Annotated in this window: 23 protein-coding genes and 1 pseudogene; 21 read left to right on the forward strand and 3 right to left on the reverse strand. The window is 46.9% G+C overall.

Annotated elements, in window-relative coordinates; genetic code table 11:
* Nucleotides 1-245 precede the first annotated feature (245 nt).
* A complete protein-coding gene (spo0A, locus tag ACM6JA_RS13830; RefSeq protein ID WP_007720793.1) occupies nucleotides 246-1,034 on the forward strand; it encodes a sporulation transcription factor Spo0A in 789 nt (262 codons plus the stop codon).
* A 416-nt stretch (nucleotides 1,035-1,450) separates the two neighbouring features.
* Nucleotides 1,451-1,933 carry a hypothetical protein gene (locus ACM6JA_RS13835; protein ID WP_414852741.1) on the forward strand — a complete coding sequence of 161 codons (483 nt, stop codon included), beginning with the start codon at nucleotides 1,451-1,453 and terminating at the stop codon, nucleotides 1,931-1,933.
* 338 nt (nucleotides 1,934-2,271) lie between these two features.
* Here ACM6JA_RS13835 and ACM6JA_RS13840 read toward each other — a convergent pair whose 3' ends face one another.
* Complete coding sequence (locus ACM6JA_RS13840) at nucleotides 2,272-2,427, reverse strand: hypothetical protein (RefSeq protein WP_414852742.1); 156 nt, start codon at nucleotides 2,425-2,427, stop codon at nucleotides 2,272-2,274.
* A gap of 295 nt (nucleotides 2,428-2,722) precedes the next feature.
* Between ACM6JA_RS13840 and ACM6JA_RS13845 the strand changes: the two genes are divergently transcribed.
* Nucleotides 2,723-3,301 carry a beta-class carbonic anhydrase gene (locus ACM6JA_RS13845; RefSeq protein WP_414853128.1) on the forward strand — a complete coding sequence of 193 codons (579 nt, stop codon included), beginning with the start codon at nucleotides 2,723-2,725 and terminating at the stop codon, nucleotides 3,299-3,301.
* Nucleotides 3,276-4,151, forward strand: coding sequence for a metallophosphoesterase (locus ACM6JA_RS13850; protein WP_414852743.1), 876 nt, complete (start codon nucleotides 3,276-3,278; stop codon nucleotides 4,149-4,151). Before ACM6JA_RS13845 ends, ACM6JA_RS13850 begins: the two co-directional genes overlap by 26 nt.
* A gap of 7 nt (nucleotides 4,152-4,158) precedes the next feature.
* On the opposite strand, the gene ACM6JA_RS13855 is transcribed toward ACM6JA_RS13850, so the two are convergent.
* Entirely contained in the window at nucleotides 4,159-5,025 is an 867-nt protein-coding gene (locus ACM6JA_RS13855) for a LysR family transcriptional regulator (RefSeq protein WP_414852744.1), read from the reverse strand.
* A 100-nt stretch (nucleotides 5,026-5,125) separates the two neighbouring features.
* Between ACM6JA_RS13855 and ACM6JA_RS13860 the strand changes: the two are divergent.
* The 8 genes and pseudogenes from ACM6JA_RS13860 to ACM6JA_RS13895 all read left to right on the forward strand — a co-directional run bounded on the left by ACM6JA_RS13860 (nucleotide 5,126) and on the right by ACM6JA_RS13895 (nucleotide 10,901).
* A pseudogene (locus tag ACM6JA_RS13860) lies at nucleotides 5,126-5,934 on the forward strand (class I SAM-dependent methyltransferase).
* Nucleotides 5,918-6,298, forward strand: a complete 381-nt coding sequence (locus tag ACM6JA_RS13865) for a VOC family protein (RefSeq protein WP_414852745.1) — start codon at nucleotides 5,918-5,920, stop codon at nucleotides 6,296-6,298. The pseudogene ACM6JA_RS13860 and the gene ACM6JA_RS13865 overlap by 17 nt, the downstream one beginning before the upstream one ends.
* Nucleotides 6,295-7,098: a class I SAM-dependent methyltransferase gene (locus tag ACM6JA_RS13870; RefSeq protein WP_414852746.1), complete on the forward strand. Its 804-nt coding sequence runs from the start codon at nucleotides 6,295-6,297 to the stop codon at nucleotides 7,096-7,098. Before ACM6JA_RS13865 ends, ACM6JA_RS13870 begins: the two co-directional genes overlap by 4 nt.
* A gap of 116 nt (nucleotides 7,099-7,214) precedes the next feature.
* Entirely contained in the window at nucleotides 7,215-7,391 is a 177-nt protein-coding gene (locus ACM6JA_RS13875) for a DUF2759 family protein (RefSeq protein WP_017248028.1), read from the forward strand.
* Between the two features lie 188 nt (nucleotides 7,392-7,579).
* Entirely contained in the window at nucleotides 7,580-8,746 is a 1,167-nt protein-coding gene (gene steA / locus ACM6JA_RS13880; RefSeq protein ID WP_414852747.1) for a putative cytokinetic ring protein SteA, read from the forward strand.
* Nucleotides 8,747-8,771: 25 nt separating this feature from the next.
* Entirely contained in the window at nucleotides 8,772-9,326 is a 555-nt protein-coding gene (locus ACM6JA_RS13885; protein ID WP_414852748.1) for a copper transporter, read from the forward strand.
* Nucleotides 9,313-10,005: a glycosyltransferase family 2 protein gene (locus tag ACM6JA_RS13890; protein WP_414852750.1), complete on the forward strand. Its 693-nt coding sequence runs from the start codon at nucleotides 9,313-9,315 to the stop codon at nucleotides 10,003-10,005. Before ACM6JA_RS13885 ends, ACM6JA_RS13890 begins: the two co-directional genes overlap by 14 nt.
* Nucleotides 9,987-10,901: a UDP-N-acetylmuramyl pentapeptide phosphotransferase gene (locus tag ACM6JA_RS13895; RefSeq protein WP_414852751.1), complete on the forward strand. Its 915-nt coding sequence runs from the start codon at nucleotides 9,987-9,989 to the stop codon at nucleotides 10,899-10,901. The genes ACM6JA_RS13890 and ACM6JA_RS13895 overlap by 19 nt, the downstream gene beginning before the upstream one ends.
* Here ACM6JA_RS13895 and ACM6JA_RS13900 read toward each other — a convergent pair.
* Nucleotides 10,898-11,158, reverse strand: a complete 261-nt coding sequence (locus ACM6JA_RS13900) for a DUF2627 domain-containing protein (protein ID WP_007720834.1) — start codon at nucleotides 11,156-11,158, stop codon at nucleotides 10,898-10,900. The genes ACM6JA_RS13895 and ACM6JA_RS13900 overlap by 4 nt on opposite strands.
* Before the next feature lie 216 nt (nucleotides 11,159-11,374).
* On the opposite strand from ACM6JA_RS13900, the gene ACM6JA_RS13905 reads away from it, so the two are divergent.
* From ACM6JA_RS13905 to ACM6JA_RS13945, 9 genes are all read left to right on the forward strand, one after another.
* Nucleotides 11,375-13,444, forward strand: a complete 2,070-nt coding sequence (locus ACM6JA_RS13905) for a sigma 54-interacting transcriptional regulator (RefSeq protein WP_414852752.1) — start codon at nucleotides 11,375-11,377, stop codon at nucleotides 13,442-13,444.
* Nucleotides 13,445-13,677: 233 nt separating this feature from the next.
* A complete protein-coding gene (locus ACM6JA_RS13910; protein WP_007720838.1) occupies nucleotides 13,678-14,769 on the forward strand; it encodes a Glu/Leu/Phe/Val dehydrogenase dimerization domain-containing protein in 1,092 nt (363 codons plus the stop codon).
* A 139-nt stretch (nucleotides 14,770-14,908) separates the two neighbouring features.
* Nucleotides 14,909-16,330, forward strand: coding sequence for a dihydrolipoyl dehydrogenase (lpdA, locus tag ACM6JA_RS13915; protein ID WP_414852753.1), 1,422 nt, complete (start codon nucleotides 14,909-14,911; stop codon nucleotides 16,328-16,330).
* Between the two features lie 17 nt (nucleotides 16,331-16,347).
* Entirely contained in the window at nucleotides 16,348-17,340 is a 993-nt protein-coding gene (locus ACM6JA_RS13920; protein ID WP_414852754.1) for a thiamine pyrophosphate-dependent dehydrogenase E1 component subunit alpha, read from the forward strand.
* Between the two features lie 13 nt (nucleotides 17,341-17,353).
* Nucleotides 17,354-18,337 carry an alpha-ketoacid dehydrogenase subunit beta gene (locus ACM6JA_RS13925; protein WP_007720847.1) on the forward strand — a complete coding sequence of 328 codons (984 nt, stop codon included), beginning with the start codon at nucleotides 17,354-17,356 and terminating at the stop codon, nucleotides 18,335-18,337.
* Nucleotides 18,338-18,357: 20 nt separating this feature from the next.
* On the forward strand, nucleotides 18,358-19,695 hold the full coding sequence (locus tag ACM6JA_RS13930; RefSeq protein ID WP_414852755.1) for a dihydrolipoamide acetyltransferase family protein: 1,338 nt from the start codon (nucleotides 18,358-18,360) through the stop codon (nucleotides 19,693-19,695).
* 240 nt (nucleotides 19,696-19,935) lie between these two features.
* Nucleotides 19,936-22,092: a copper amine oxidase N-terminal domain-containing protein gene (locus ACM6JA_RS13935; protein WP_414852756.1), complete on the forward strand. Its 2,157-nt coding sequence runs from the start codon at nucleotides 19,936-19,938 to the stop codon at nucleotides 22,090-22,092.
* Between the two features lie 329 nt (nucleotides 22,093-22,421).
* Entirely contained in the window at nucleotides 22,422-22,838 is a 417-nt protein-coding gene (mce, locus tag ACM6JA_RS13940; protein ID WP_414852757.1) for a methylmalonyl-CoA epimerase, read from the forward strand.
* Nucleotides 22,839-22,929: 91 nt separating this feature from the next.
* Nucleotides 22,930-24,051: a M20/M25/M40 family metallo-hydrolase gene (locus tag ACM6JA_RS13945; RefSeq protein ID WP_007720755.1), complete on the forward strand. Its 1,122-nt coding sequence runs from the start codon at nucleotides 22,930-22,932 to the stop codon at nucleotides 24,049-24,051.
* The last annotated feature ends 112 nt before the right edge of the window (nucleotides 24,052-24,163 follow it).

Genomic DNA, 24,163 nt, shown 5'->3' on the forward strand with positions numbered 1-24,163 from the left:
CGCGAACGAAGCGAGGCGGCTTTTTCGATTTTTGCAGTCCTTTGACGAATCGATTAGAAATGGAAGGATTCTTTGTCGAAATATCAGTTAAATCATTCAATCTTTCGTCATTGGCAGGAATGGAATTTGCTTTGTCGAATAATTTTTGTAGAGAAAAGATGGTATGGACTAATCCTATTAGATTTGTTAACCTCTAGAACGCCACCTTCTTTCCAAAAGACCGTCCATTGTTAGGAGGAACGACCTTGAGCAAGATTGAAGTGTTGTTGGCAGATGATAACCGTGAATTTGTAAATCTGTTGGAAGAGTACATCAGTAGCCAGTATGACATGAATGTTGTGGGTGTTGCTTACAACGGCAATGAGGTAGTTCGACTGCTGCAGGAACGTGTACCCGATGTATTAATTTTGGATATCATCATGCCACATCTGGATGGCTTGGCTGTTTTGGAGCAAATTCAGGCCATGCGCTTAAGTCCTCAACCTAAAATTATTATGTTGACTGCTTTCGGGCAGGAAGAGATTACGAAGAAAGCAGTAGAGCTGGGAGCAGCATACTACATTTTGAAACCGTTTGATATGGAGGTGCTGGCTCAGCGCATCCGTCAAATCATTACAACCAAACCTGCCTCTTCTTTTGTTTCTTCTGTAAAACCGCAAGCTACCTTGCAAATCCGCGGACGCAATTTGGACGCGAGCATCACCAGCATCATTCATGAGATTGGAGTTCCTGCTCATATCAAAGGCTATTTGTATTTGCGGGAAGCGATTACAATGGTATACAACGATGTCGAGCTGCTCGGTTCGATTACAAAAGTCCTGTACCCGGACATTGCCAAGAAATTCAATACAACCGCAAGTCGTGTAGAACGTGCCATCCGTCATGCGATTGAAGTAGCGTGGTCCCGTGGTAATTTGGACTCCATCTCCAGTTTGTTTGGTTATACAATTTCCAACACCAAGGCGAAGCCGACCAACAGTGAGTTTATTGCCATGGTGGCGGACAAGCTGCGTATTGAGGCGAAGATTAGCTAAGATGTAGATAATCATTTAGACGATCCTTAACCAATACAAAAGGACATTAGCACTTGCTTGCTAGTGTCTTTTTGTATTGGTAGGACTTAGTAGAGTTTGACTCCTAATTTTCTATAGCTTCCTTTCCTTAGAATGAATTAACAAAAAATGGTTTGTGTAATCTATAATAGTATTCGAAACAGAGTAAAAGCGAGGTGCAAAATGGAAAATCAAAAAGTGCAGTGTCCAAAATGTGGGTGTAAAGAGATTGGAAAAGGGAGGCAAGCTGGGGATGCGGGAGTGTTTCCCTTCGGCAAGTTTGTTCCTCTTAGTTCTGCGATCATTCATAGAATCTGTACAAATTGTGGCTATGTGATCGAAAGTTATGTTGAAAACCCATCAAAATTTAAAGGTTAATACTTCGGAGATTAAATTAAATGAGCAAACTACTATCCTATAAAGAAAGTAGATTTAGCTCTTCTACATCACCTATTGAGTTTAAGCAGGCTGGTTATCGTCAGCGCTATCTAGCCATTGAGGGAAAAGAGGTAGCCAATACAGGTATAGATTGTGAAACCTGCCTTTTTTATGCCGACGTTTCAGGAATGGATATGAAAAACTCAACAAAAATATCCAACAAGTTAAATCAAGGGATAAATACACTGGACCAAGATTTCATGTCTGATTTATCCTGTCTCATCCCCAATGGTCATTACATTGCAACTTTGCTGAAGGAGTATCCTAGGGTTAAAAGAGAGGCATATGGGACTGAGTATTACAAGGCTGGGCTAAGGAATATAAGCAGTCTGAAGAAAATTGAAGAATATATAGTACCCATCCAACCCAGCGAATCATTATATCCTATAGCAATTAATGGTTACAAAGACAGGGTGAATGTAAAAGAAACACCAACAGCGTAGAGCATTTCTTTCCTAGATATAAAATATCCGTTAAATCATTATGATGAGGTATGGGTTTATAGTCATTTTTTATTGGACGGTCATCACAAAATGTTTGCGGCAGATAAAGCCCAAAAAGCAATTACCCTATTATCCTTTTTATCGATTGAAGAGTCATTCGCTAATAAGGAACAATTAGAAAAACTTTTCCAAGTTTTAACCTGATGAATTGACTAATGAACTTAGATGTGTCTCTGGGCAAGAAGTAAGCCAAGGTATATTAACCCTGGCCATTGATTTTCATTACATAAATTTACTGAATAGAATCACAGAGGTCACTTAGATGTTTCTGTAGCTGGTTACTTGTGGCTTGTTGCGGGAGCCTTTTTATATTCAAATTCTATTTCGGAGGTACTACTCAATCCGGTTTGTTCCATGCCTCTACTCGTCAAGGCAATTCTACCAAATGCCGTAACAGTGGGAGGAATCATTCCATCTGGTTTGATAATTGACACGGAAATGGAGTTAACTTCCACTTTCTTGTCTTTCGCTAAGGTCCGTGATTTTACCAAAGATAGGGAATTTATACTATAACTAAAAAAGTGCTCTTTCCGGAGGAACTGAACCAATGTGTCTGGAAATATTCGTTATGATAAATGAAACACAGACGAGAAACATTACATCCTGACAAAATGAACTAATTGATAAGAAACTGCCACAGTCCCTTGCGAGATTTTGATCCTCCTATGTAAAATAGAAAAGCATACGATACAAATACATACTACTAAGAGCGAGGCAGGTGCTGTGAAAGTGCGCAATTTGGATGAAATTCTCGCATTTAACCGTGATTTTGTGGCGAACCAAGAATATGAAAAGTACCAAACCACCAAGTTTCCTGATAAACGATTGGTCGTGTTGTCTTGTATGGATACCCGTTTGGTTGAACTGCTGCCGAAAGCCATGAACATGCGCAATGGGGATATCAAGCACGTAAAAAGCGCCGGGGCAATCGTGTCCCATCCTTTTGGGAGTATCATGCGTAGTATTCTTATTGCGATCTACGAATTGAATGCCGAAGAAGTGATGGTCGTCGGACATTATGACTGCGGGATGAGTGCGATTGACAGCAAACGCACGATGGAGAAGATGCAGGAGCGAGGAGTCTCGGCTCAAACGTTTTCCACGCTTCAACATGCAGGGATTAACTTACATAAATGGCTGCACGGATTCGATCGTGTAGAAGAAAGTGTGAAAAATAGCGTAGAAACGATTAAAAACCACCCGCTCCTCCCACCGAATGTGGAGGTACATGGCTTACTCATTGACCCGGTGACGGGAAGATTGGACGTTGTCGTGAATGGGTATGAGCGAAAGAAAGACAGTGAATGATCCTAACCTTGCCCCCATTTCAAGGAAAACATTTCTCCACAAAGTCACGAAATGGGTAGGGGGATTGATTGGTCTCGGTATAGCGACTGGCGTGTACGGTCATGTATGGGAACGAAAAGCGCTTGATATCGTGCGGTTGTCCATCACGATACCGGGATTGCCAGAAAGCTTTAAGGGGACAAAGCTCATTCATTTTAGTGATGTCCATCTCGGTCATTATTTTGAACCGAAAGAGTTGGAGTCGGTTATTGCCTTGATCCAGAGTGAAAAACCGGATTTGATTTGCTTCACAGGGGATATCGTAGATGAAGTAACGCGACCTCTATTCGCCGCTGTTCCCCTTTTCAATCAGCTCATAGCTCCATTAGGCAAATTCGCCGTTTTGGGCAACCACGATTATCGAGCTGGTGAACAACAAAAAGTTCGGGATGGATTAGTCGCATCTGGATTCGAAGTGTTGGATAATCGGCATGTGGTCGTACACAAAGATGGCCAGCAGTTATACATGGCGGGAGTGGATGACCTTTTCTATGGTGTACCTGATCTTCCAAGGGCGCTAGAAAATATCCCGCCGGAGGGCAGTGTTATCTTGTTGGTGCATGAGCCTGATTTTGCTGATATTGCGTCAGAGCATCCTGTGCATCTCCAACTGTCCGGCCACAGCCATGGCGGACAAGTGCGCTTGCCCTTCATTGGTCATCTTTTGGCGCCACAATACGGGCGTAAATATGTAAAAGGACTGTATCAGGTAGGTGGCATGGCTGTGTACACCACCAGAGGGTTGGGTACGACGATCTTGCCTGTTCGTTTATTTTGCCGCCCGGAGCTTACGGTACTAACACTACATTGAACTTTTGTTAATAATGTTCCTTGATCCATTGGACGAATTGCTGGAAAGCATCGTCCTCTTTTTTTGGATGCAGGTAGGCGATGAGTGTGGGGCGCACTAATTCGCCGTTTGCGATATCGTAGGCGACCAATCTTCCGGTCGCTAGCTCTTGTTGTATGGTTCTTTCCGGCAGGATCGTAATCCCTAGCTGGCGTTCGACCATTTTTTTAACAGCATTGAAGCTGTCCAATTCCATAATAATATTCGGAAAAACTCCCTGCTGCGCCAGATAGCGGTCAATCCGTTGGCGATAAGGAGCGGTGTGATTCCCGAACACAATCATTTCTTCGGTTCCCCATGCCTGAAAACCTGGAAACCCGCTTGCCCAAGGATGGCTGGGCGCCGTGACGAGCAGGAGCCGATCGCTGGGAAGGAATTCTTGATGGATGTGCGGATGATACATTTCACTCCCGAGAAAGGCAATATCAGCCGTTCCCGTTAGCAGAGCGCTGAGGGACTCCTCGTACAGCGTAGAGCGGACGTAGCAGGTGAAGCCCGGATGAGCAATCCGGTACTCTCCAATCAGTCGTGGCAGCTCATAGGCGACAAAAGCTTTTCCTGCGACGATGTTCATCGATTGGCGCTGTTCTTTCTCTTGGATAAAGGAACGCATTTGCTCTACAATATTCGTCGCAACCGGTAGTAACCGACGTCCTTCGCCTGTAAGACTCACTCCTGAAGCGGTGCGAACAAAAAGCGCACTCCCAACCTGGCGCTCTAACTGCTTCAATCGATGCGTCAATGTTGATTGCGCCAAAAATAATGCCTGTGCAGCGCGATTAATTGATCCATGACGAGCAATCGTCAAAAACACCTCAAGACTTTCTCGATCCATTGTGAGCTGCCTCCTATTCAAATTCTCGATAACTAGTTATCTGTATTCTATAACAAGGATGACAAACATTGGAATATGATGTAGGCAGGAGGTGTTCCCGATGAAGAATGAGAAGATCAAACAAGCTTTCAAGCGCAATTTGGAAAAAATGCAGAGCAATACGTGCAAAGCAAAACGCATGCAAAAGGCAGCGACCTGGAATTGATGGTGGAGTGGATGCAGCCAGCAGAGAAGTGGCGGGCACTGGATATCGCCACAGGAGGTGGGCACGTAGCGAGGACATTGGCTCCACATGTGAGCTTGGTCGTCGCCACGGATTTGACTCGCCCGATGCTCATGGCGGCGTCTGCGGCCAATGATACAGCACTTGTCCATAATGTGATGTATGTCCAGGCTGATGCAGAATCTCTCCCGTTTCTCGATGAATCATTTGAGATGGTCACATGTCGAATCGCAGCTCATCATTTTCCGGATCCGGCAGCTTTTGTTCGTGAGGTGAGTCGCGTGTTGACTCCTGGTGGGTTGTTTCTCTTCATCGACAACGTTTCACCTGAGGAGTCGTCACTCTCGGCGTTCATAAATGAAGTAGAGAAAACACGCGATCCCAGTCATGTTCGCTGTCTTTCCGTAAGTGAATGGCGCGCTTTGTTTGAAGTGTATGGCTTGATTACACAAAAGCAGCAGGAACGCAAAAAAAGGTTTGAATTTTTACCATGGGTTCAGCGCACTTCCGAATCATCTGAGCAGGAAGCGGCCGTTGAAAAAATGCTGCTGAACGCTACAGACGAACAAAAGGAATATCTAGGGCTTACCACAAACGAAGGCAGAGTAATGACCCATCAGATTGACGAATGGATGGTTCTTTGTAAAAAAAGAGGAGGAAATGAAGGCGATGACAACAAAGCATGAATGGATTGGGCTCGACCATGTACAATTAGCAGCACCAGCAGGAACGGAGGACGTAGCGCGCAAGTTTTTCGGTGAGCTTTTAGGAATGCCGGAGGTTCCCAAGCCAGAGAAGCTGCTTGTTCGAGGTGGTGTATGGTTCCAATGTGGCGCCCAAATGATTCATATTGGCGTAGAGGAAGGATTCATTCCTGCGAAAAAAGCACATCCGGCGTTCCTTGTGCAAAACATTGGTTCGCTGATGGAGCATTTGCAAGCAAATGGGGTATCGTTTCGGATTGACGAAGAAATTCCTCACCTTATCCGCTTTTTCACAGAGGACCCATTTGGAAACCGACTGGAGTTCATGGAGGCGAAACAGGAATGACAATTGATTTTCACGCTGAGAAAAACCAGTTGAGCTATACAGGGAGAACCGCTGACGACTCGTGGAGACAGGCGATCCTCTCACTCGTTAATCCTGTGGGAAAAAATGTCGTGGACATCGGTTGTGGCGGTGGAATTTACAGTAAGGCTTGGGCTGGGCTAGGCGCTGCTTCTGTCACGGGCATTGACTTTTCCCACGTGATGGTCGAAGCGGCGAGAGAGCAATGCGCTGACGATCCGAAGATTTCGTTTGAACAGGGGGATGCCCGCGTAACAGGCTTGCCGAGTCAGTGTGCGGATATTGTATTCGCTCGCGCCTTGATCCATCATTTCCCGGAGCAAGACTTGCAGAAGTTTTTTAAAGAAGTGATCAGGCTATTGGCACCGGGGGGAATTTGTCTGATCCAAGATCGGACGATGGACGATGTCAAAATGCCAGCCTCGCCGACTCATTTTCGCGGTTATTTCTTTACCCGATACCCGCGCTTGCTAACGATAGAACAGACGCGTAGACCGGATGATACAATGGTGCAGAACACCATGAAGCTCGCGGGGTTTGACCAGGTGAACAAGACAACGCTATGGGAGACAAGACGTGAATACGATAGCTGGTCTGAAATGGAATCTGACTTGCTTTCAAGAAAAGGCCGCTCCATTCTGCATGAATTGACTGATGCGGAACTGAAGGACCTTGTTCACACCATCCATGATCAGGTAGCTGGGCAAGAAAAATTGATTGAGCAAGATTGCTGGAGTATATGGATAGGCAGCGCAACATGTGGCACAATAAAAGGGAAATAATTGTGAAACTTTTTGTTCACAAATTTGGATATGCTTGTCTCATAATACGTGAAGCTATATAATGGAATTGCCATTGTATTCCGGTTTGCGTCATCATGGTGAAGGAGTTGTCGTTTATGAAACTAGTTTTATTTGACATCCTGATGTTTATCTTCACATTCTTTATTGCTTGGGGCTGTTTGAGTTCCATCAAAGCGAAAAACACATTTGCAATCTTATTTGGTTTTGTATCTTTGATGGTTTTCCTGTTCGCAGATGGTTTAATCATTTACTACCTGGTCAAAGGTGCGTAGATTAAACTGAAAACGCTTCGCTTAAAAGAGGTTGTGCATTTGATGCACAGCCTCTTTTTTTTGTGAAAAACATCTCGATGTTTTTCATTAAACATGATGGGACCGCTGGCGGTCTGCAAAAAACGGTCTGACCGTTTTTTTGCATGTAGGAAGGAAATATTTAGCATACTAAAAGCGGAGGTGGAAACGTGGGCAAACAAAGAGGTTCTGCAGCACATTCATACACGGCTGTCGTAGCAGCTGATCTGAAGACGAAGCAGTTGTGCAAACGTCTCCACTCCCATCATATCGCCATCATTGATCATCCGGACGTTGATGAGATAGCAGCACAGTCCTTGGTGGAAAGAGGGGTAAAAGTCGTCCTCAACCTTTCGCCATTCATGACGGGGCAATACCCGGCTGAAGGAGCTCGCCAACTTTTAACAAACGGTGTCACACTCTATGAGGTACTGGATGTAGATGTGTCGGATTCGTTCGTGGAATGGATCGAAGGCAAGTATGCAACGATACGCGAAGAAAATCTGTACATCCTATTGGAAGAGAAGTGGGTCCATGTATGTAGACTGCAGCAGGTGACGGTTCCTTCTATTTTGAACCGATGGCATGAAGCGCAGGATAAGTTGGATGACACACTCTCTTCGTTTATCGACAATACACTTTTGTACGCAAGCAAGGAAAAGGACCTATTTTTAAAACCACTTTGCCATGTGCGATTACATACAAAAATGGAACAGCGACATGTCGTTGTCGTCGTTCGCGGGAAACATTACAGAGAGGACTTACTGACGCTATCTTCCTACATTCGGGAATATCGACCTGTTTTGATCGGTGTCGATGGCGGTGCAGATGCCCTCATGGAAGCAGGGTATCGTCCAGACCTGATTGTGGGAGATATGGACAGCGTCTCGGACAGAGCGCTCCAAAGCGGAGCGGAGATCGTCGTACATGCTTTTGTGGATGGGACAGCACCTGGAACGACTCGTGTAAAAACACTCGGATTGCCTTATCATGTCTTGCCAGCGCCTGGTACGAGCGAAGATGTGTCGATGCTGTTAGCGTACGAAAAGAAGGCTGAACTGATCGTCACGATCGGTGCCCATACAAGTATGATTGATTTTCTGGAAAAAGGCCGCAAAGGTATGGCGAGCACGTTATTGGTCCGCACGAAGATTGGGACAAAGCTAATTGATGCCAAAGGAGTCAGTCATCTCTATCGGCCGAGCGAGTCATGGAAGCTGTGGGGTTGGTGTATAGTCGCTATGCTTCTCCCTGTTTCAGCCGCGCTCGTCATTAATCCGATCACCCGTCATGCTGTACAGATGATTTGGACCCAGTGGCGAACTTGGACTTTATGAACAACGCACTTTCATGGAGGTAGACATGATACCCTTCCGCTATCATTTGATTTCACTGGCTGCCATATTTGTCGCACTTGGGGTAGGTATCTTGTTAGGAGGGACGGCAGGCCATTCATGGATAACGCAAGGAACAAAAGGCATTCTTTCCAATATGGAAGCAAAGTACGATCGCGCTCTCAAAAGCAACCATGAATTAAGACAGCAAATGAATCGATTGCTCAAGGAAGTTGCTCGGAGCAACCAAGAAGTCGTCCAACTCATGAGCGCACGCTATGTGGATGAACTTACAGGAAGCAAGCTGTATGTTTGGCAGGAGGATGGCAACGTTGCTGAACAGATTAAGCAACTGATGCATTCAGTAGGCATGGAAGTGGTTTCATATCGCGAGGGAAACAGTTGGGAAGATGGGATGCTTTTGGTGGTAGCAAGACAAGCCCCGCTTTGGCTACAGGAAAAACGAGTGAATTCCTGGATACAGGTCGTAGAAGTGCCTGACTCTCCTGCGAAACAATGGGCACTTTTGGAGCAAGTGCAAAATAGATTGGCTGAGAGGAAGGGCTCGCGTGAAAAAAGTTAGCGTCGTCATCCCAGCGTTCAACGAACAGGCTTCCATCGGTGATACACTCCGTGCCATCCGTGAACGCTTTTTTTGTGATGAACTAATCGTCGTTGATGATGGCAGTAAAGATGAGACGGCACACATCGCAAGCAAGTGGGCGGATATGGTGATTCGAGCGCCGCGCAATCAAGGGAAAGGTGCAGCTGTTCAACTCGGCTGGAAGTGCGCCAGTGGGGAAGTGGTCATGCTTCTCGACGGTGACTTGCGAGAGAGCGCAGCAGAAGCCGCACATTTGCTTACGCCGGTACTACAAGATGTCTGTGATATGGCGGTAGCTGTTCTTCCACCTCCGCAAGTGAAAGCAGGTTTCGGATTAGCAAAAGGCTTGGCCCATCATGGCATCCGGGTGTTGACAGGTTTTGAAGCAAAAGCCCCTTTATCGGGACAACGGGCAATACGTCGCGAGCTTCTTGACCGATTGGGGAGTCAGGATAAGGGATTTGGTATAGAGGTGGGTCTCACTGTCGATGCTTTGCGGGCAGGGTATCGTGTAGCAGAGGTTCCTGTCTTTTTTTCGCATCGTGAAACGAAAAACGATTGGGCAGGCTTCAGTCATCGCGGGAAAGAGTTTGTCGCGATTAGCCGAACGCTATGCTGGAAATGGTGGGAGGGCCAAGAGTGGAAACGAAGATCATGATGCTCATCGCGGTCGTTTTTCCGCTGGTGCTTGACCGTCCGCTGTATAAAATCGGCATCCAAAAGCTCAAAGCCCTGGGGATGAATCGATTCAATTACGATGGAGAGCCAGTACTGACAGCGGGGGGGCTCATCCTCGTATGTACGAGCGCAATAACCGGGATAGTGCTGATCGGACTACTTTTGCTCAGAGGGGCCAAAAGCGAGCTTCTCCTGAACGGCTTATTATTTCTAACAGGTATGATCACAATGGCCTTTTGGGGATGGCGTGATGATCGTGCATCAGATCGGGATGCAAAAGGGTTTCGTGGACATTTCGGTGTGTTTTGGCGAGAGAGGCGAATGACCAGTGGCATGTGGAAGCTGATAGGCGGGACAAGCACGGCTTTTTGTCTTTCCTTCACTCTTTCGAACTCGTTAGGGGCCGGTATTGTTTCCTTTGGTCTACTTGCACTCTCGCCCAATATCGTTAACTTGTTTGATTTGCGGCCAGCACGGGCGATCAAAGTGTTTTGGTGCCTGACTGTACTGGCAGGGGCTTTTGGTATATGGACATTAGGAGCCAGTGCGGCGATGGCAAACTGGATTTTTTTGATTCCTGTTTTCATGGCAAGCATGCTTATGTTTCCCCATGACGCTGGCGGCAAAACCATGCTCGGAGATACAGGGTCGAATGCCTTGGGTTTTGCAGTAGGCTTTTCCTTTGTCAGCGGGACATCGATTTATGTACAGGCGAGTATGCTCGTGCTTTTCCTGTGTCTTCAGGTTGCGGCAGAATTTTGCTCGTTTTCCCGTGCTATTGAACAGGTCGCTTGGCTCAGACGACTCGATCAATGGGGGAGAGTTACAGAAGCTGAAAATAAAAAAAACCAGACTGGCTCGTCCGGTTTGGTCTAGTCCTCGTCATCAGGTTCAGGAACCATGAAACGGGGCTGTACGCGATTTTTTTTGCGTTCGTGATGGAGAATAAATCCGGCAATAAACCATACAGGGATGGCGAAAGCCAGTATACCTAGAATGAGTTTTCCCCATAAAAATCCAACATCCGGAGAGGCAGAATAGAAGAATGCGTCACGGATTAACTTGATTCCGTACATGGCGATTGCCGCCGGGATTACCATAATTAAGAGTGCAATGATTTTCTGAAATACCAAGGGTTTTTCACCCCTTTCTTGAATGCGTAAACGACTACAACAACTACAGTATGGTCATTTTATCATATCGGATGCGAACAGCCTTGTCCACCGTACCTGTTGCACATGAACGAGCGCACGTTAGGGAAGATCGCCTGTCCATCAACGGTTTGTTGGAGTACAATGGTAACGAGTAAGATCGTAAAGAGGTTGTTCAAAAAGTGAGGGGTCTCTCGCATGCACAAGCTGCTCATCGTTGGTGCGGGACGTGGTGGAACAGCACTCCTGCGGATGCTAAACCAGATGGACCGATTACAAGTCGTTGCTGTTGTCGATCAACGGCCGAACGCCCCAGGCATACTGCTGGCCCAATCATTGGGGATTCCCGTCGATCAAGATTATCGGCCTTATTTGGATGAGGATCTGGATGTCATTTTAGAAGCTACAGGGGACCTGGGGGAGTATGAGCATCTCAGGCAATTAAAGAAAGATAAGACAGTGCTCATCCCAGGAACGTTTACGAGAATCGTCATGAAATTGATTCGGGAACGCGATAAGCTGATTGCGGTCTTGATGCAAAATCAGCGGGAGCGGGAAACGATGTTGAACTCCACGCATGACGCGATTATCGGGGTCAATCGCCAAGGAGTTATTACGTTGTTCAACAAAGCCGCAGAGCGATTGATGGGCATCGAGGCGAGTGAAGTTCTGGATACAAAAGTTTCGGAGCGTATACCGAACACTCGGTTACATATTGTATTAAAGACAGGCTCTCCCGAATTGAATCAGGAGCAGGTTTTGCCGAATCAGACGCGGATTATTACAAACCGTGTGCCCGTTCGCAATGATCGAGGAGAAGTTGTCGGAGCTGTTGCCATTTTCCGTGATATTACAGAAATCATGGCGTTGGCAGAAGAAGTGACGAACTTGAAAGATTTGCAGAGCATGCTCCAAGCGATTATTCAATCGTCGGACGAAGCGATATCGGTCGTTGACCAATACGGGAATGGACTTTTGATCAACCCGGCCTACACGAGGCTTACGGGTTTTTCGCAAGACGACATTATCGGAAAACCAGCGACGGTAGATATTTCCGAAGGCGATAGCATGCACATGCAAGTCTTGAAAACGAAGAAGGCAGTGAGAGGCGCCCCCATGAAATTGGGACCAAAGCGCAAGGACGTCGTGGTCAATGTTGCACCTGTTCTGGTCGATGGGGAGCTGAAAGGCAGCGTTGGCGTCATACACGATGTCTCCGAATTCAAGCGCCTGTCAGAAGAGCTGGAGAAAGCTCGTCGTATCATCCGCAATCTGGAGGCAAAATATAGCTTTGCAGACATTATCGGCTATAGCGAGTCCATGCAGCAAGCGATCGAGCAAGCCAAAAAAGCGGCGTCAACACCAGCAACGGTGCTTCTTCGTGGGGAATCGGGAACGGGGAAAGAACTGTTTGCCCACGCCATACATAATGCAAGTGAACGAAAATATAACCAATTTATCCGGGTCAATTGTGCAGCGATCTCAGAGAGCCTGCTGGAGAGTGAGCTTTTCGGTTACGAAGAGGGTGCGTTTACAGGTGCGCGTCGAGGAGGAAAGCGGGGGCTGTTTGAGGAGGCCAGCGGTGGAACAATCTTTTTGGACGAGATTGGCGAACTGTCCATGAGCATGCAGGTCATGCTTTTGCGCGTCCTGCAGGAGCGAGAGGTCGTACGAGTCGGTGGAACGAAGCCGATCAACATCGATGTTCGCGTCATTGCGGCTACTCATGTGAATCTGGAGGCTGCGATCGGAGCGGGACGTTTTCGTGAAGACCTGTACTATCGTCTCCACGTTGTGCCGATTCATATCCCGCCACTCAGACAGCGCTTGGAAGATATTAAGCCGATTGCTATGCACCTGCTACGAAAAGCCAATCTGGAGTACGGTAGAAATGTAGAAGAGCTGCATGAAGAAACATTGCAGATGCTTCTGTCCTATCACTGGCCAGGAAATGTACGCGAGCTAGAAAATGTACTGGGCAGGGCGATGATTCATATGCGGATTAACGAGCGAATCATTATGCCGGAGCATTTACCCCCACTGGAAAGAAGAATCGTTTCGACCAAAAAGGAAGAGGCCCAGCATGGGGGTTCCACTGGTACCACATTAAAAGAAGCAGTAGAAAAGGCAGAACGTCAGCACATATTGCGGGAACTTGCAGCAGCCAAAGGCAATCGCACCCTTGCAGCAAAACGCCTCGGAATCGCGATTCGCAGTTTGTACTACAAGATGGAAAAATTGGGCATCATGGATGTGCAGGAAGAGTAACGAAGTAACCGTGCAAAATATTGCACGCAAATCTTTGCGTGTATATGCAAAAAAATGCAGACTTGACGTCGGGATACTCATTCCACGTTCTTGTAAATAAAGCGCTTTCATGAGTTTGATTTTATTGGCATGACTTTTGCATATACCTCTTGACGGGAAATTCTCCAAATGGAGCCCACTGTTACGCCAGCTTACTTAAGCGGAAAACGAAAGATACTAGGGAGGTTTCTTCAGTGAACATCTTTGACTACATGCAAAAGTACGATTACGAGCAATTGGTATTTTGCCAAGACGAAAATTCCGGTTTGAAAGCAATCATTTGCATTCATGATACGACATTAGGACCAGCACTCGGCGGAACGCGCATGTGGCCTTATAAAACAGAAGAAGAGGCGATTGTAGACGTACTGCGTCTTGGTCGTGGGATGACTTACAAAAACGCTGCAGCTGGACTGAACATCGGTGGTGGTAAAGCAGTCATCATCGGTGATCCACGCGAGCATAAGAGCGAAGAGCTGTTCCGTGCTTTCGGCCGCTATATTCAAGGGCTGAATGGCCGTTACATCACAGCTGAGGATGTAGGAACAACAGTTGCAGACATGGATATGATCCACCTAGAAACAGATTTCGTCACAGGTGTTTCTCCGGCATTCGGTTCCAGTGGTAACCCATCTCCTGTTACAGCTTACGGTGTTTACCGCGGAATGAAAGCTGCTGCAAAATTGGCGTTTGGTTCCGACTCTCTCTCCGGACGAGTGATTGCTGTACAAGGTGTAGGAAACGTAGCATACAATCTGTGCCGCCATCTGCATGAAGAAGGCGCGCATTTGATCGTAACAGACATCAATCAAGAAAACGTAGATCGCGCAGTGAACGATTTCGGTGCGAAAGCCGTAGGCGTTAACGAGATCTTTGGCGTAGAGTGCGATATCTTCTCTCCTTGCGCATTGGGTGCAATCATCAACGATGACACCATTCCACTCTTCAAAGCAAAAGTGATTGCAGGGGCAGCTAACAACCAGCTAAAAGAAGAGAAACACGGCGACCAAATTCACGAAATGGGTCTGATCTACGCACCTGACTACGTGATCAATGCTGGTGGTGTAATCAATGTGGCAGATGAGCTGCAAGGCTACAACCGCGAGCGTGCACTGAAAAAAGTAGAAACAATCTATGACAGCATCCTGAAAATTTACGAAATCGCTGAACGTGATGGCATGGCTTCCTACAAAGCTGCTGACCGCATGGCGGAAGAGCGCATTGCAAGCGTTGCAAGATCACGCAATACTTTCCTGCAAAACGGCAAGACTGTTTACAAGCGCTAATCTCGTTTCTTCTATAAAGTTCATACTCCTGTCCGCTCTTCTATGGAGGGGCGGTCAGGAATACATAAACGGTTTTCTTTGAATATTCATATTCTCGTAAATACGCAGGTTAGCTTTCCGAATGAAAGGAGAGATCGTGGTGTCTCAAGAGTTTGATCTAGTCGTCCTCGGGGGAGGTACCGGCGGTTATGTAGCGGCAATCCGCGCTTCCCAGTTGGGAATGAAGGTAGCAATCGTGGAAAAAGAAAAGCTCGGTGGTACTTGCTTGCACCGTGGTTGCATCCCATCTAAAGCGTTATTGCGCAGTGCAGAAGTATTCTCCACCCTGAAGGAAGCTGACAAATACGGAGTCTCGGCAGGTACTGTAGGCTATGACTTTACGAAAATTCAAGAGCGAAAGCAAGGCATTATCGACCAACTTCACAAAGGGATTCAATACTTGATGAAAAAAGGCAGCATTACTGTCTTTGAAGGCTTTGGAAGAGTCATGGGGCCTTCCATTTTTTCTCCGCAGGCAGGTGCTGTGCGCATTGAAAAGGAAAACGGGGATCAAGAAATGATCGTTCCACGATTCCTTTTGCTGGCAACAGGTTCTCGTCCACGCACACTTCCAGGTTTGGTCATCGACGGATCCTATGTGGTAACAAGCGATGAAGCGTTGCAGTGGGAGCAATTGCCTGCTTCAGTGGTCATCGTTGGTGGCGGTGTCATCGGGATTGAGTGGGCATCCATGCTCAATGATTTCGGTGTGGAAGTAACTGTTGTGGAGTACGCCGACCGTATTTTGCCGTTTGAGGATGAAGAAGTGAGCAAGGAATTGGCTCGTCTTTTGAAAAAGCGGAAAGTCAACATCGTGACGGGAGCAAAGGTGCTGCCTGAATCGTTGGAAAAAGGGGAAGGCAAAGTATCTATTCAGGCGGAAGTCAAAGATGGGGTCCAAACCTTCGAAGCCGAAAAGGTACTCGTATCAGTAGGACGCCAAGCGAATGTAGAAAACATCGGTTTGGAAGCAACAGAAATCAAAGTCGAGCGTGGCGTAGTCGTGGTTAATGAATTTTTCCAGACCGCAGAGTCTCATATTTATGCGATTGGTGACGTTATTGGCGGTCTGCAATTGGCGCATGTTGCTTCGCATGAAGGAATACTTGCGGTAGAGCACATGGCTGGACTAAACCCGCACCCGATGGATTACACCAAGGTTCCGAAATGTACGTATAGTCGACCTGAAGTCGCAAATGTCGGACTCACTGAAAAAGAAGCAAAAGAACAAGGCTACGATGTGAAAATCGGCAAGTTCAGCTTTAAGCCATTAGGCAAAGCACTGATCCACGGTGAGAATGACGGCTTTGTGAAGTTGGTCGTTGATGCCAAGACCAATGATTTGTTAGGGGTTCACATGATCGGTACACATGTGACAGATATGATTTCCGAAGCGGGCTTGGCTCGTGTACTGGATGCGACTCCGTGGGAGATCGGTCAGACGATTCACCCGCATCCATCCTTATCCGAAGCAATCATGGAGGCAGCTCAGGCTGTCGACGGAAAAGCGATACACAATTAGTAAGGGGGTATGTAACGATGACAACCAAGCGACATGAGCAAGTGGGATTGACCGATGCGCAAGTCCTTGACATGTATTATTACATGCTATTGGCCAGAAAAATTGACGAGCGCCAATGGCTGTTGAATCGTGCGGGCAAAGTACCGTTCGTGATTTCCTGCCAGGGTCAGGAAGCAGCTCAGGTGGGAGCAGCTTTTGCGATGGAAAAAGACAGAGATTTCTTGTGCCCTTACTATCGCGATCTTGGTTTGGTGCTGGTCTTTGGCCAAACAGCCCGTGATTGCATGCTGTCGGCTTTTGCGAAGGCAGAAGATCCGAATAGCGGTGGAAGACAGATGCCAGGTCACTTCGGTGGAAAGAAGTACAATATTTTGACGGGCTCAAGCCCTGTTACTACCCAAGTGCCGCACGCAGTCGGTATGGCTTTGGCGGGTAGAATGAAGCAAAAAGATTTTGTTGTGTATGCATCGTTCGGAGAAGGCTCCAGCAACCAGGGTGACTTCCACGAAGGTGCGAACTTTGCGGGTGTTCACAAGCTCCCGGTTATCTTTTTCTGTGAAAACAACAAATACGCGATCTCTGTACCACTGAAAAAGCAGTTGGCTTGTGAAAGTGTAGCAGACCGTGCGATCGGGTACGGCTTCCCTGGAGTCAGTGTTGACGGAAACGATCCGATTGAAGTATATCGTGTCATGAAAGAAGCGGTTGAACGTGCTCGCAGTGGTCAAGGGCCAACGCTGATCGAAGCCGTTATGTATCGCCTTGTTCCGCACTCTAGTGACGATGACGATCGTGTGTATCGGACGAGAGAAGAAGTGGAAGAAGCGAAGAAAAAGGACCCGTTGATTGTTTTTGCTGCCTATTTGAGAGAGATAGGACTCTTGGACGAACATAAGGAAGCGGATATGCTAGCTCGCGTACAGCTGGAAGTGGATGAAGCCACTGAATATGCAGAAAACGCGCCATATCCAACACCAGAATCGACAATGACATACGTATACGGGGAATAAGGGGGGATCTTTTATGGCAGTCATTTCTTTTATTGATGCAATTACAATGGCGATGCGTGAAGAAATGCGTCGCGATTCCAATGTGTTTATCCTCGGAGAAGACGTTGGCGTACGCGGTGGGGTTTTCCGTGCGACAAACGGATTGATTGAAGAGTTTGGCGAGGAGCGCGTGATTGATACCCCATTGGCTGAATCCGCTATTGTCGGTGTAGGGATTGGTGCGGCAGCTTATGGTATGCGTCCAATCGCGGAGATCCAGTTTGCGGATTTCATCATGCCAGCTGTGAACCAAATTGTCAGTGAGGCGGCGAAAATGCGCTATCGTTCGAACAACGATTGGCACTGCCCGATCACGATTCGTGCTCCATTCGGTGGCGGGGTTCATGGTGCACTGTACCACTCGCAATCTGTGGAAGCGATGTTCACGAACACTCCTGGTTTGAAAGTAGTGGCACCTTCGACACCTTATGATGCAAAAGGTCTACTGAAAGCAGCCATTCGCGATGAAGATCCGGTGCTCTTTTTCGAGCACAAGCGCTGCTATCGTTTAATCAAAGGCGAAGTGCCTGAGGACGACTATGTGCTGCCGATTGGCAAAGCGGACGTCAAGCGAGAGGGTACAGACATCACGGTCATCTCCTACGGTTTGACTCTGCACTTCGCACTGCAAGCTGCGGAAAAGCTCGCACAAGAAGGCATCAGCGCGCATGTTCTCGATTTGCGCACACTGTATCCGTTGGACAAAGAAGCGATTGTAGAAGCGGCTTCGAAGACAGGCAAAGTATTGATCGTACACGAGGACAACAAAGAAGGTGGCGTTGGCGGTGAGGTAGCTGCCATTGTAGCGGAGCATTGCCTGTTCGATTTGGATGCACCGATTAAACGTCTATGCGGTCCAGATGTACCGGCTATGCCATACAGCCCGCCAATGGAAAAATACTTTATGCTGAACCCGGAAAAAGTATTGGAAGCAATGCGCGAGCTGGCCAACTTTTAAGGCGAGGAGGACCAAGAATCATGGCAACGAAAGTACTTATGCCCCAGCTCGGAGAGAGCGTGACCGAGGGCACGATTAGCAAATGGTTGGTCAATGTAGGCGACACGGTCAAGAAATACGACTCGTTGGCTGAAGTGACGACGGATAAAGTAAATGCAGAGGTTCCTTCTACCGTTTCAGGACGCGTTACTGAGATCGTCGTGCCAGAAGGTGAGACAGTCGCTGTCGGCACATTGATCCTATATATAGAAGAAAGTGGTGCGGAAGGTGGAGCTGCAGCGCCTGCTAGCTTAACGGAAACTACGGCTACACAAGCACCTGTAACCGAGCAGCCAAAGGCAGCTACGCCGGCTGTATCTATTCAGCAAGCACCAGTCGTCGATGGACCAAAACAACGTTATTCACCTGCTGTAGTCATGCTCTCACAGCAACATGGCATTGATTTATCCCGCGTTGTAGGGACTGGAGCAGGCGGTCGTATTACGCGCAAAGATGTCCAAGCGATTATCGACGCGGGCGGCCAAAAGCCAGCTGAGACAGTGAAAGAAACAATCGCGCAGGCTCCTGTGGCAGCACTCGAGCAAACTACTGTCGTTTCAACACCTGCACCGGCAGCATCAGCTACAACTCCTGCTGTTTCTGTAGATATTCCGGTTGCAAGCGGTGATCAAGTTGTACCTGTTACGTCTATTCGTCGTACGATTGCAAACCGGATGGTACAGAGCAAGCATGAAGCTCCACATGCTTGGACGATGGTCGAAGTAGACGTGACTAATCTCGTTAACTTCCGTAATCAGGCAAAAGGCGAATTTGCGAAAAAAGAAGGGCTCAACCTCACGTTCCTGCCGTTCTTTATCAAAGCGGTCGTCGAAGCGTTGAAAGAGTACCCGATGATCAATTCCACATGGGCACATGACAAAATCATTGTGAAAAAGGACATCAACATCTCCATCGCAGTAGCTACGGAAGATGCTCTCTATGTTCCTGTCATCAAGCATGCTGACCAAAAATCAATTCTTGGCATTGCTAAGGCAGTCGATGATCTGGCAGCACGTACCCGTGCAGGGAAATTGACGATGGATGACATGACAGGCGGGACCTTTACGGTTAACAACACAGGCTCCTTTGGCTCCGTTTTGTCCCAGCCGATTATCAATGCTCCGCAAGCTGCGATTCTTAGTGTCGAGTCCATTGTGAAACGTCCTGTCGTCATTAACGACATGATCGCAGTGCGTTCTATGGTCAATCTGTGCATGTCCTTGGATCATCGCGTGCTGGATGGCCTGATATGTGGACGATTCCTGCAGAGTGTGAAGCAAAAGCTTGAGAATGTAGGACCGGATACCAAGCTGTACTAGGGTGTGGAAAAACCAGGTCAAGTAAAGACCTGGTTTTTTTGATAAAAGAATTTCAAAAAAAATTTCCAAATCGATCATTACGTATGTAACTTTTTTATAAGCATCCTCGTCTTAGCAAATGGAGTCAGTGTGTCTCTAAAATGAACTAGAAGAGATTCCCACCAGATAGCATTTGTGGTAGACTGGTAGCGTCCTGCTAGAGAGAATTTCCAGATAAAGGGTAAATACGGGAGGAAAAACATGGAAAAAAGTAAAAAAGCACTACCAATAGTGCTGGCATCAGCGCTGGCCGCTACGCCATTTGTGTCAGTACCGCAGCAAGCACATGCTATTGAAAAATTGTCGGTAACGGCTGAAAACGATGGTGCAGGTAAAGAAAGTGACTACACCATTGAATTCAAGCTAGAAGAAGACCTGGATAGTGGAGAATCCATTACCATCGAATTCGATTCTGATTTTGATATCGATGACATTGATACGGACGATATTGATGCTAGCTTCGATGTGAAGAAAGTAAGTGTTGATGGAGAAGAAATTACAATCAAGACAGATGAAGAATTAGATAAAGGCGATAAAATTAAAATTAAAATTACGAGTGGTATCACGAATCCCGATGACAAAGGTTCATACAGCGTAAGTGTAGAAGCGGGTGACGAGGATTCGGAATCGGATGATGTAGATATCAAAAAAAGCGGCTCAAGCAACAGTAGCAAGTCCAGCAAAGATTACGCTGTATCGTTGAGCAGCAAAGCAGCTGGAGAAAAAGTCAGCCTCAAGCTTGGCAAAATTTCTCTCAAAGGAAGTGATGAGCTGGAGACAAACTCCACGATTACTATCACTTTCCCAGAGAAAAACATGCTGCCATCAAGCATCGATGAAGAGGATGTAAAAGTAAACGGATATACAGCGAAATCTGTTAGTGTTAGTGGCAGTACGGTTGATGTCAAAATTCCGAGTGGTGCAGACGCAGATGATTACATCACCTTGGAATTTGACAAGGATGCTGGAATTGAGAACCCTGATTCCGGAGGCAAGCACGTTTTCAAAGTGAAATATGATGGAACTACATATGAATCAGAAGATGTTGAAATTACGAAGAACGGTTCCAGCCCTAGTAGCGCTTCCGACAGCTTTACAGTGAACCTGTCCGATCCGGGCGCAGGAGCTCGTACCAGCTACACCTTTGACACTGACTTCGGTAGCAAAGAATTGAAAGCAGATGGGGAACTGGTTCTCGAATTCCCGTCATCTGACATGGTACCGGGTATTTTGACTGCATCAGACTTTTTACTCAATGGGAAACCTGCGAAAAAAGCAACTGCAGTTGGAAATAGAATCGCGTTGGTAGCGCCAACTGGCTTCAGTGCCAATAGCAGAGTGAAGGTTGAAGTTACTTACGGAGCATGGATTTCCAATCCTAAAACGGCTGGCAGCTATACGTTGAAGGCTACTGTTTCCGGAAGAACCTTGGAATCCAAATCCTTCAGCGTCGGTGGCTCTTCGGTGAACCCGACGCCAACGAATCCAACCAACCCAACAACTTCAGTACCTGTACCAAATACAGCTACTAACAACAGCACTGCAACTATCGCATTGACACAAAATGCAATTGGCAAGCAGACGGGGCTGAACGTGGCAATCAAGGGATTGGGAGTTGGTCTGCAAAAGCAACGCGATTTCATCGAGATCGTATTCCCGGTAGGCTACAAGGTACCGGCTTACATCGCGCCAGCTAACATCTCTGTGAATGGTGCAGGTGCGAATTTTGTTGCAGTTCGTGGACAAAACGTTCTGATTTATCCGTCTCAGGATATTCCTGCGGCAACGAACGCTAATATCGTGATCAATCCAGCAGCGAACATCGTAAACCCTGCTGTGAAAAACACATATAGCATCAGCGTATTTACTTCCGAAGAAAGAGGTTTGCTGTTTGCTCGTGCTGTTGGTGTAGGTATGGCATCCCCGCCTCAACAAAAGCCTGTAACGTCAACACCACAACAGCCGCAACAACCATCGACAACTATACCAGCGAACTCGGCTTCCTTTAAAGTAAATACAGCAAACTTCAGCCTGCATGGCAAAACGTATCCTCTCTCTGTAGCTCCTTACATTGCAGATGGAAATACGACCATGGTTCCAGCTCAATTCTTTAAAGAAGCACTGGCACTGACTACGCAATGGAACAATACAAGTGTTGCTGTTATCAGTGGAACCAAAGTCGTGAAGTTTACAGTTGGGTCGAAAACAGCAAAAGTAGGTAAAACGGAAATCCAACTGCCAACACCTGTTGTCCTCAAAAACGGCATGCCAATGATTCCGATCCGTACCGTTACGGATAATCTTGGTTACAAAGTCGGCTGGGATGCGAAAACTTCCAGCGTATACGTTTATAAATAAAAATTAGCTGGGACAAACGAAAAACCCCTTTCCGCTTTTCGGTCGGAAAGGGGTTTTAATTGTTTATCATCACTCGTTTATTGAAAGTAAAAAAACGTGGGAACGATGAGTGAGAGTATTAGAATGCCGATCAGGATTTTTGCAAAGAGCGATTGGTGTCTCATTCTAATCAAACCTCCTTTCAAGGTAGAGGAAATTATCAGGTGATTCTGTAAGTGGCTGTGCTAGAATGAAGAAAAGGATATCATTGGCTTTCATTTTTTCTCCCATGCTGAAATTGTACCGAAATGTAGCCAATGAGACAACCACTTACAAAAGGATGATGATTCGTGAGCGCACCGAAAAAAATTGCCCATATCGGCATTGCGGTAAAAAGCTTGGAAAAGACGCTTCCCTTTTATACCGAGCAATTGGGATTGGAGTTGGTTGGAACCGAAATCGTAGAGAGCGAACAAGTACGAGTGGCATTTTTGAAGATCGGGGAAAGTCATATTGAATTACTAGAGCCGTTGAGTGATGAGAGTCCGATAGCAAAATTTATGGAAAAACGCGGAGAAGGCATTCACCACATTGCTTTTGATGTAGATGACGTTTCGGGTCGTCTAGCCACATTAAAAGAGCAAGGTGTACCGCTAATTCACGAAGTCCCCAAAGCGGGTGCGCACGATGCGTTGATTGGATTTTTGCATCCGAAGGCAGCGAATGGCGTTTTGTATGAGCTATGCCAATATCCGAAAGAATCATAGGCGTTTACGTAGTAGAAAAAATTTTTTTGCGGTATACTGGAACTTGTGAATATGTACCAAAATCGGGCAGTACGATCAGGAGGTAACGAGTGTGAGTACGATCAACCAAGAGCGTTTGTTAAATGAATTTTTAGAGCTCGTCCAAATTGACAGTGAAACGAAGAACGAAGCAGAGATCAACAAGGTGCTCAAAGAAAAACTGATTGCGATGGGCTTTACCGTAGAAGAGGATGACGCAGCAGCGAAAACCGGACATGGTGCCAACAATCTGATTGCAACCTTGGAGGGTACTGGAAAAGGTCCAGTCATCCTGTTTAGCAGTCATATGGATACGGTTGTACCAGGAAACGGAATCAAGCCACAAATTCGCGATGGCTACATTTATTCCGATGGAACGACGATCCTCGGTGCGGATGACAAAGCAGGAATCGCGGCGATCTTTGAAGGCATTCGCAGCATGAAAGAGCAAAACTTGCCACATCCAACGATCCAAGTCGTATTGACGGTGGGAGAAGAGTCAGGACTTGTAGGCTCGCGCGCAATGGATTCCAGCCTGCTGAAAGCAGAAATGGGCTTCATCCTCGATTCGGAAGGTCCGGTTGGAAAAATCACAGTAGCTGGTGCTGGTCAATATCGCATCGTAACCAAAATCCACGGCAAAGCAGCGCATGCAGGTGTGAATCCAGAGGATGGCATCAGTGCTATATCAGTCGCTAGTAAAGCAATTTCCCGTATGCCACTGGGCCGTATCGATGCGGACACAACTGCAAACATCGGTCGCTTTGAAGGCGGAAAAGCGTACAATATCGTAACGGATTATGTGGAAATTTGGTCCGAAGCTCGCAGCTTGGTTATGGACAAGCTGGAAGCTCAAGTGAAGAAAATGACGACAGCATTTGAAGAAGTGGCAGCCGAGATGGGTGCTACTTGCGAAAATGACGTTATCTTTATGTACCACGGCTACAAATTCAACGAAGAAACGCCTGTTGTACAAAAAGCGATTGCAGCAGTTAAACGTGTTGACCGCAATCCTGAGCTGGTTGCAAGCGGCGGCGGAAGCGACGGTAACGTATTTAACGGCTACAACGTGCCAAGCGTAAACTTTGCCATCGGCTATGAAGAAATCCATACAAAAAGCGAGCGTATGCCAATCGCTGAACTGAACAAAGCGGCTGAGCTGGTGCTTGCTGTTATTGCAGAAGTACAAGAGTAACCAAAAGAAGGTCGGAATCTCCTTGCGAGGGGTTCCGGCCTTTTTGTTCGTTCGCTTACTCGTTTGCATGATTGAGACAACCACTGTTTATCATAGACTGAATAGAAAGCTC

This window comes from Brevibacillus sp. IT-7CA2, from assembly GCF_949767855.1.
Classification (GTDB): Bacteria; Bacillota; Bacilli; order Brevibacillales; family Brevibacillaceae; genus Brevibacillus.

Excerpts from the sequence above, each read along its gene's own strand:
- ACM6JA_RS13865 (WP_414852745.1), top strand. The coding sequence starts at position 5,918 with ATGACAACAAAGCATGAATGGATTGGGCTCGACCATGTACAATTAGCA.
- ACM6JA_RS13850 (WP_414852743.1), top strand. The coding sequence starts at position 3,276 with ATGAGCGAAAGAAAGACAGTGAATGATCCTAACCTTGCCCCCATTTCA.
- ACM6JA_RS13925 (WP_007720847.1), top strand. The coding sequence starts at position 17,354 with ATGGCAGTCATTTCTTTTATTGATGCAATTACAATGGCGATGCGTGAA.
- ACM6JA_RS13905 (WP_414852752.1), top strand. The coding sequence starts at position 11,375 with ATGCACAAGCTGCTCATCGTTGGTGCGGGACGTGGTGGAACAGCACTC.
- ACM6JA_RS13875 (WP_017248028.1), top strand. The coding sequence starts at position 7,215 with ATGAAACTAGTTTTATTTGACATCCTGATGTTTATCTTCACATTCTTT.
- ACM6JA_RS13935 (WP_414852756.1), top strand. The coding sequence starts at position 19,936 with ATGGAAAAAAGTAAAAAAGCACTACCAATAGTGCTGGCATCAGCGCTG.
- ACM6JA_RS13855 (WP_414852744.1), bottom strand. The coding sequence starts at position 5,025 with ATGGATCGAGAAAGTCTTGAGGTGTTTTTGACGATTGCTCGTCATGGA.
- ACM6JA_RS13885 (WP_414852748.1), top strand. The coding sequence starts at position 8,772 with ATGATACCCTTCCGCTATCATTTGATTTCACTGGCTGCCATATTTGTC.
- ACM6JA_RS13870 (WP_414852746.1), top strand. The coding sequence starts at position 6,295 with ATGACAATTGATTTTCACGCTGAGAAAAACCAGTTGAGCTATACAGGG.
- ACM6JA_RS13920 (WP_414852754.1), top strand. The coding sequence starts at position 16,348 with ATGACAACCAAGCGACATGAGCAAGTGGGATTGACCGATGCGCAAGTC.
- ACM6JA_RS13930 (WP_414852755.1), top strand. The coding sequence starts at position 18,358 with ATGGCAACGAAAGTACTTATGCCCCAGCTCGGAGAGAGCGTGACCGAG.
- ACM6JA_RS13835 (WP_414852741.1), top strand. The coding sequence starts at position 1,451 with ATGAGCAAACTACTATCCTATAAAGAAAGTAGATTTAGCTCTTCTACA.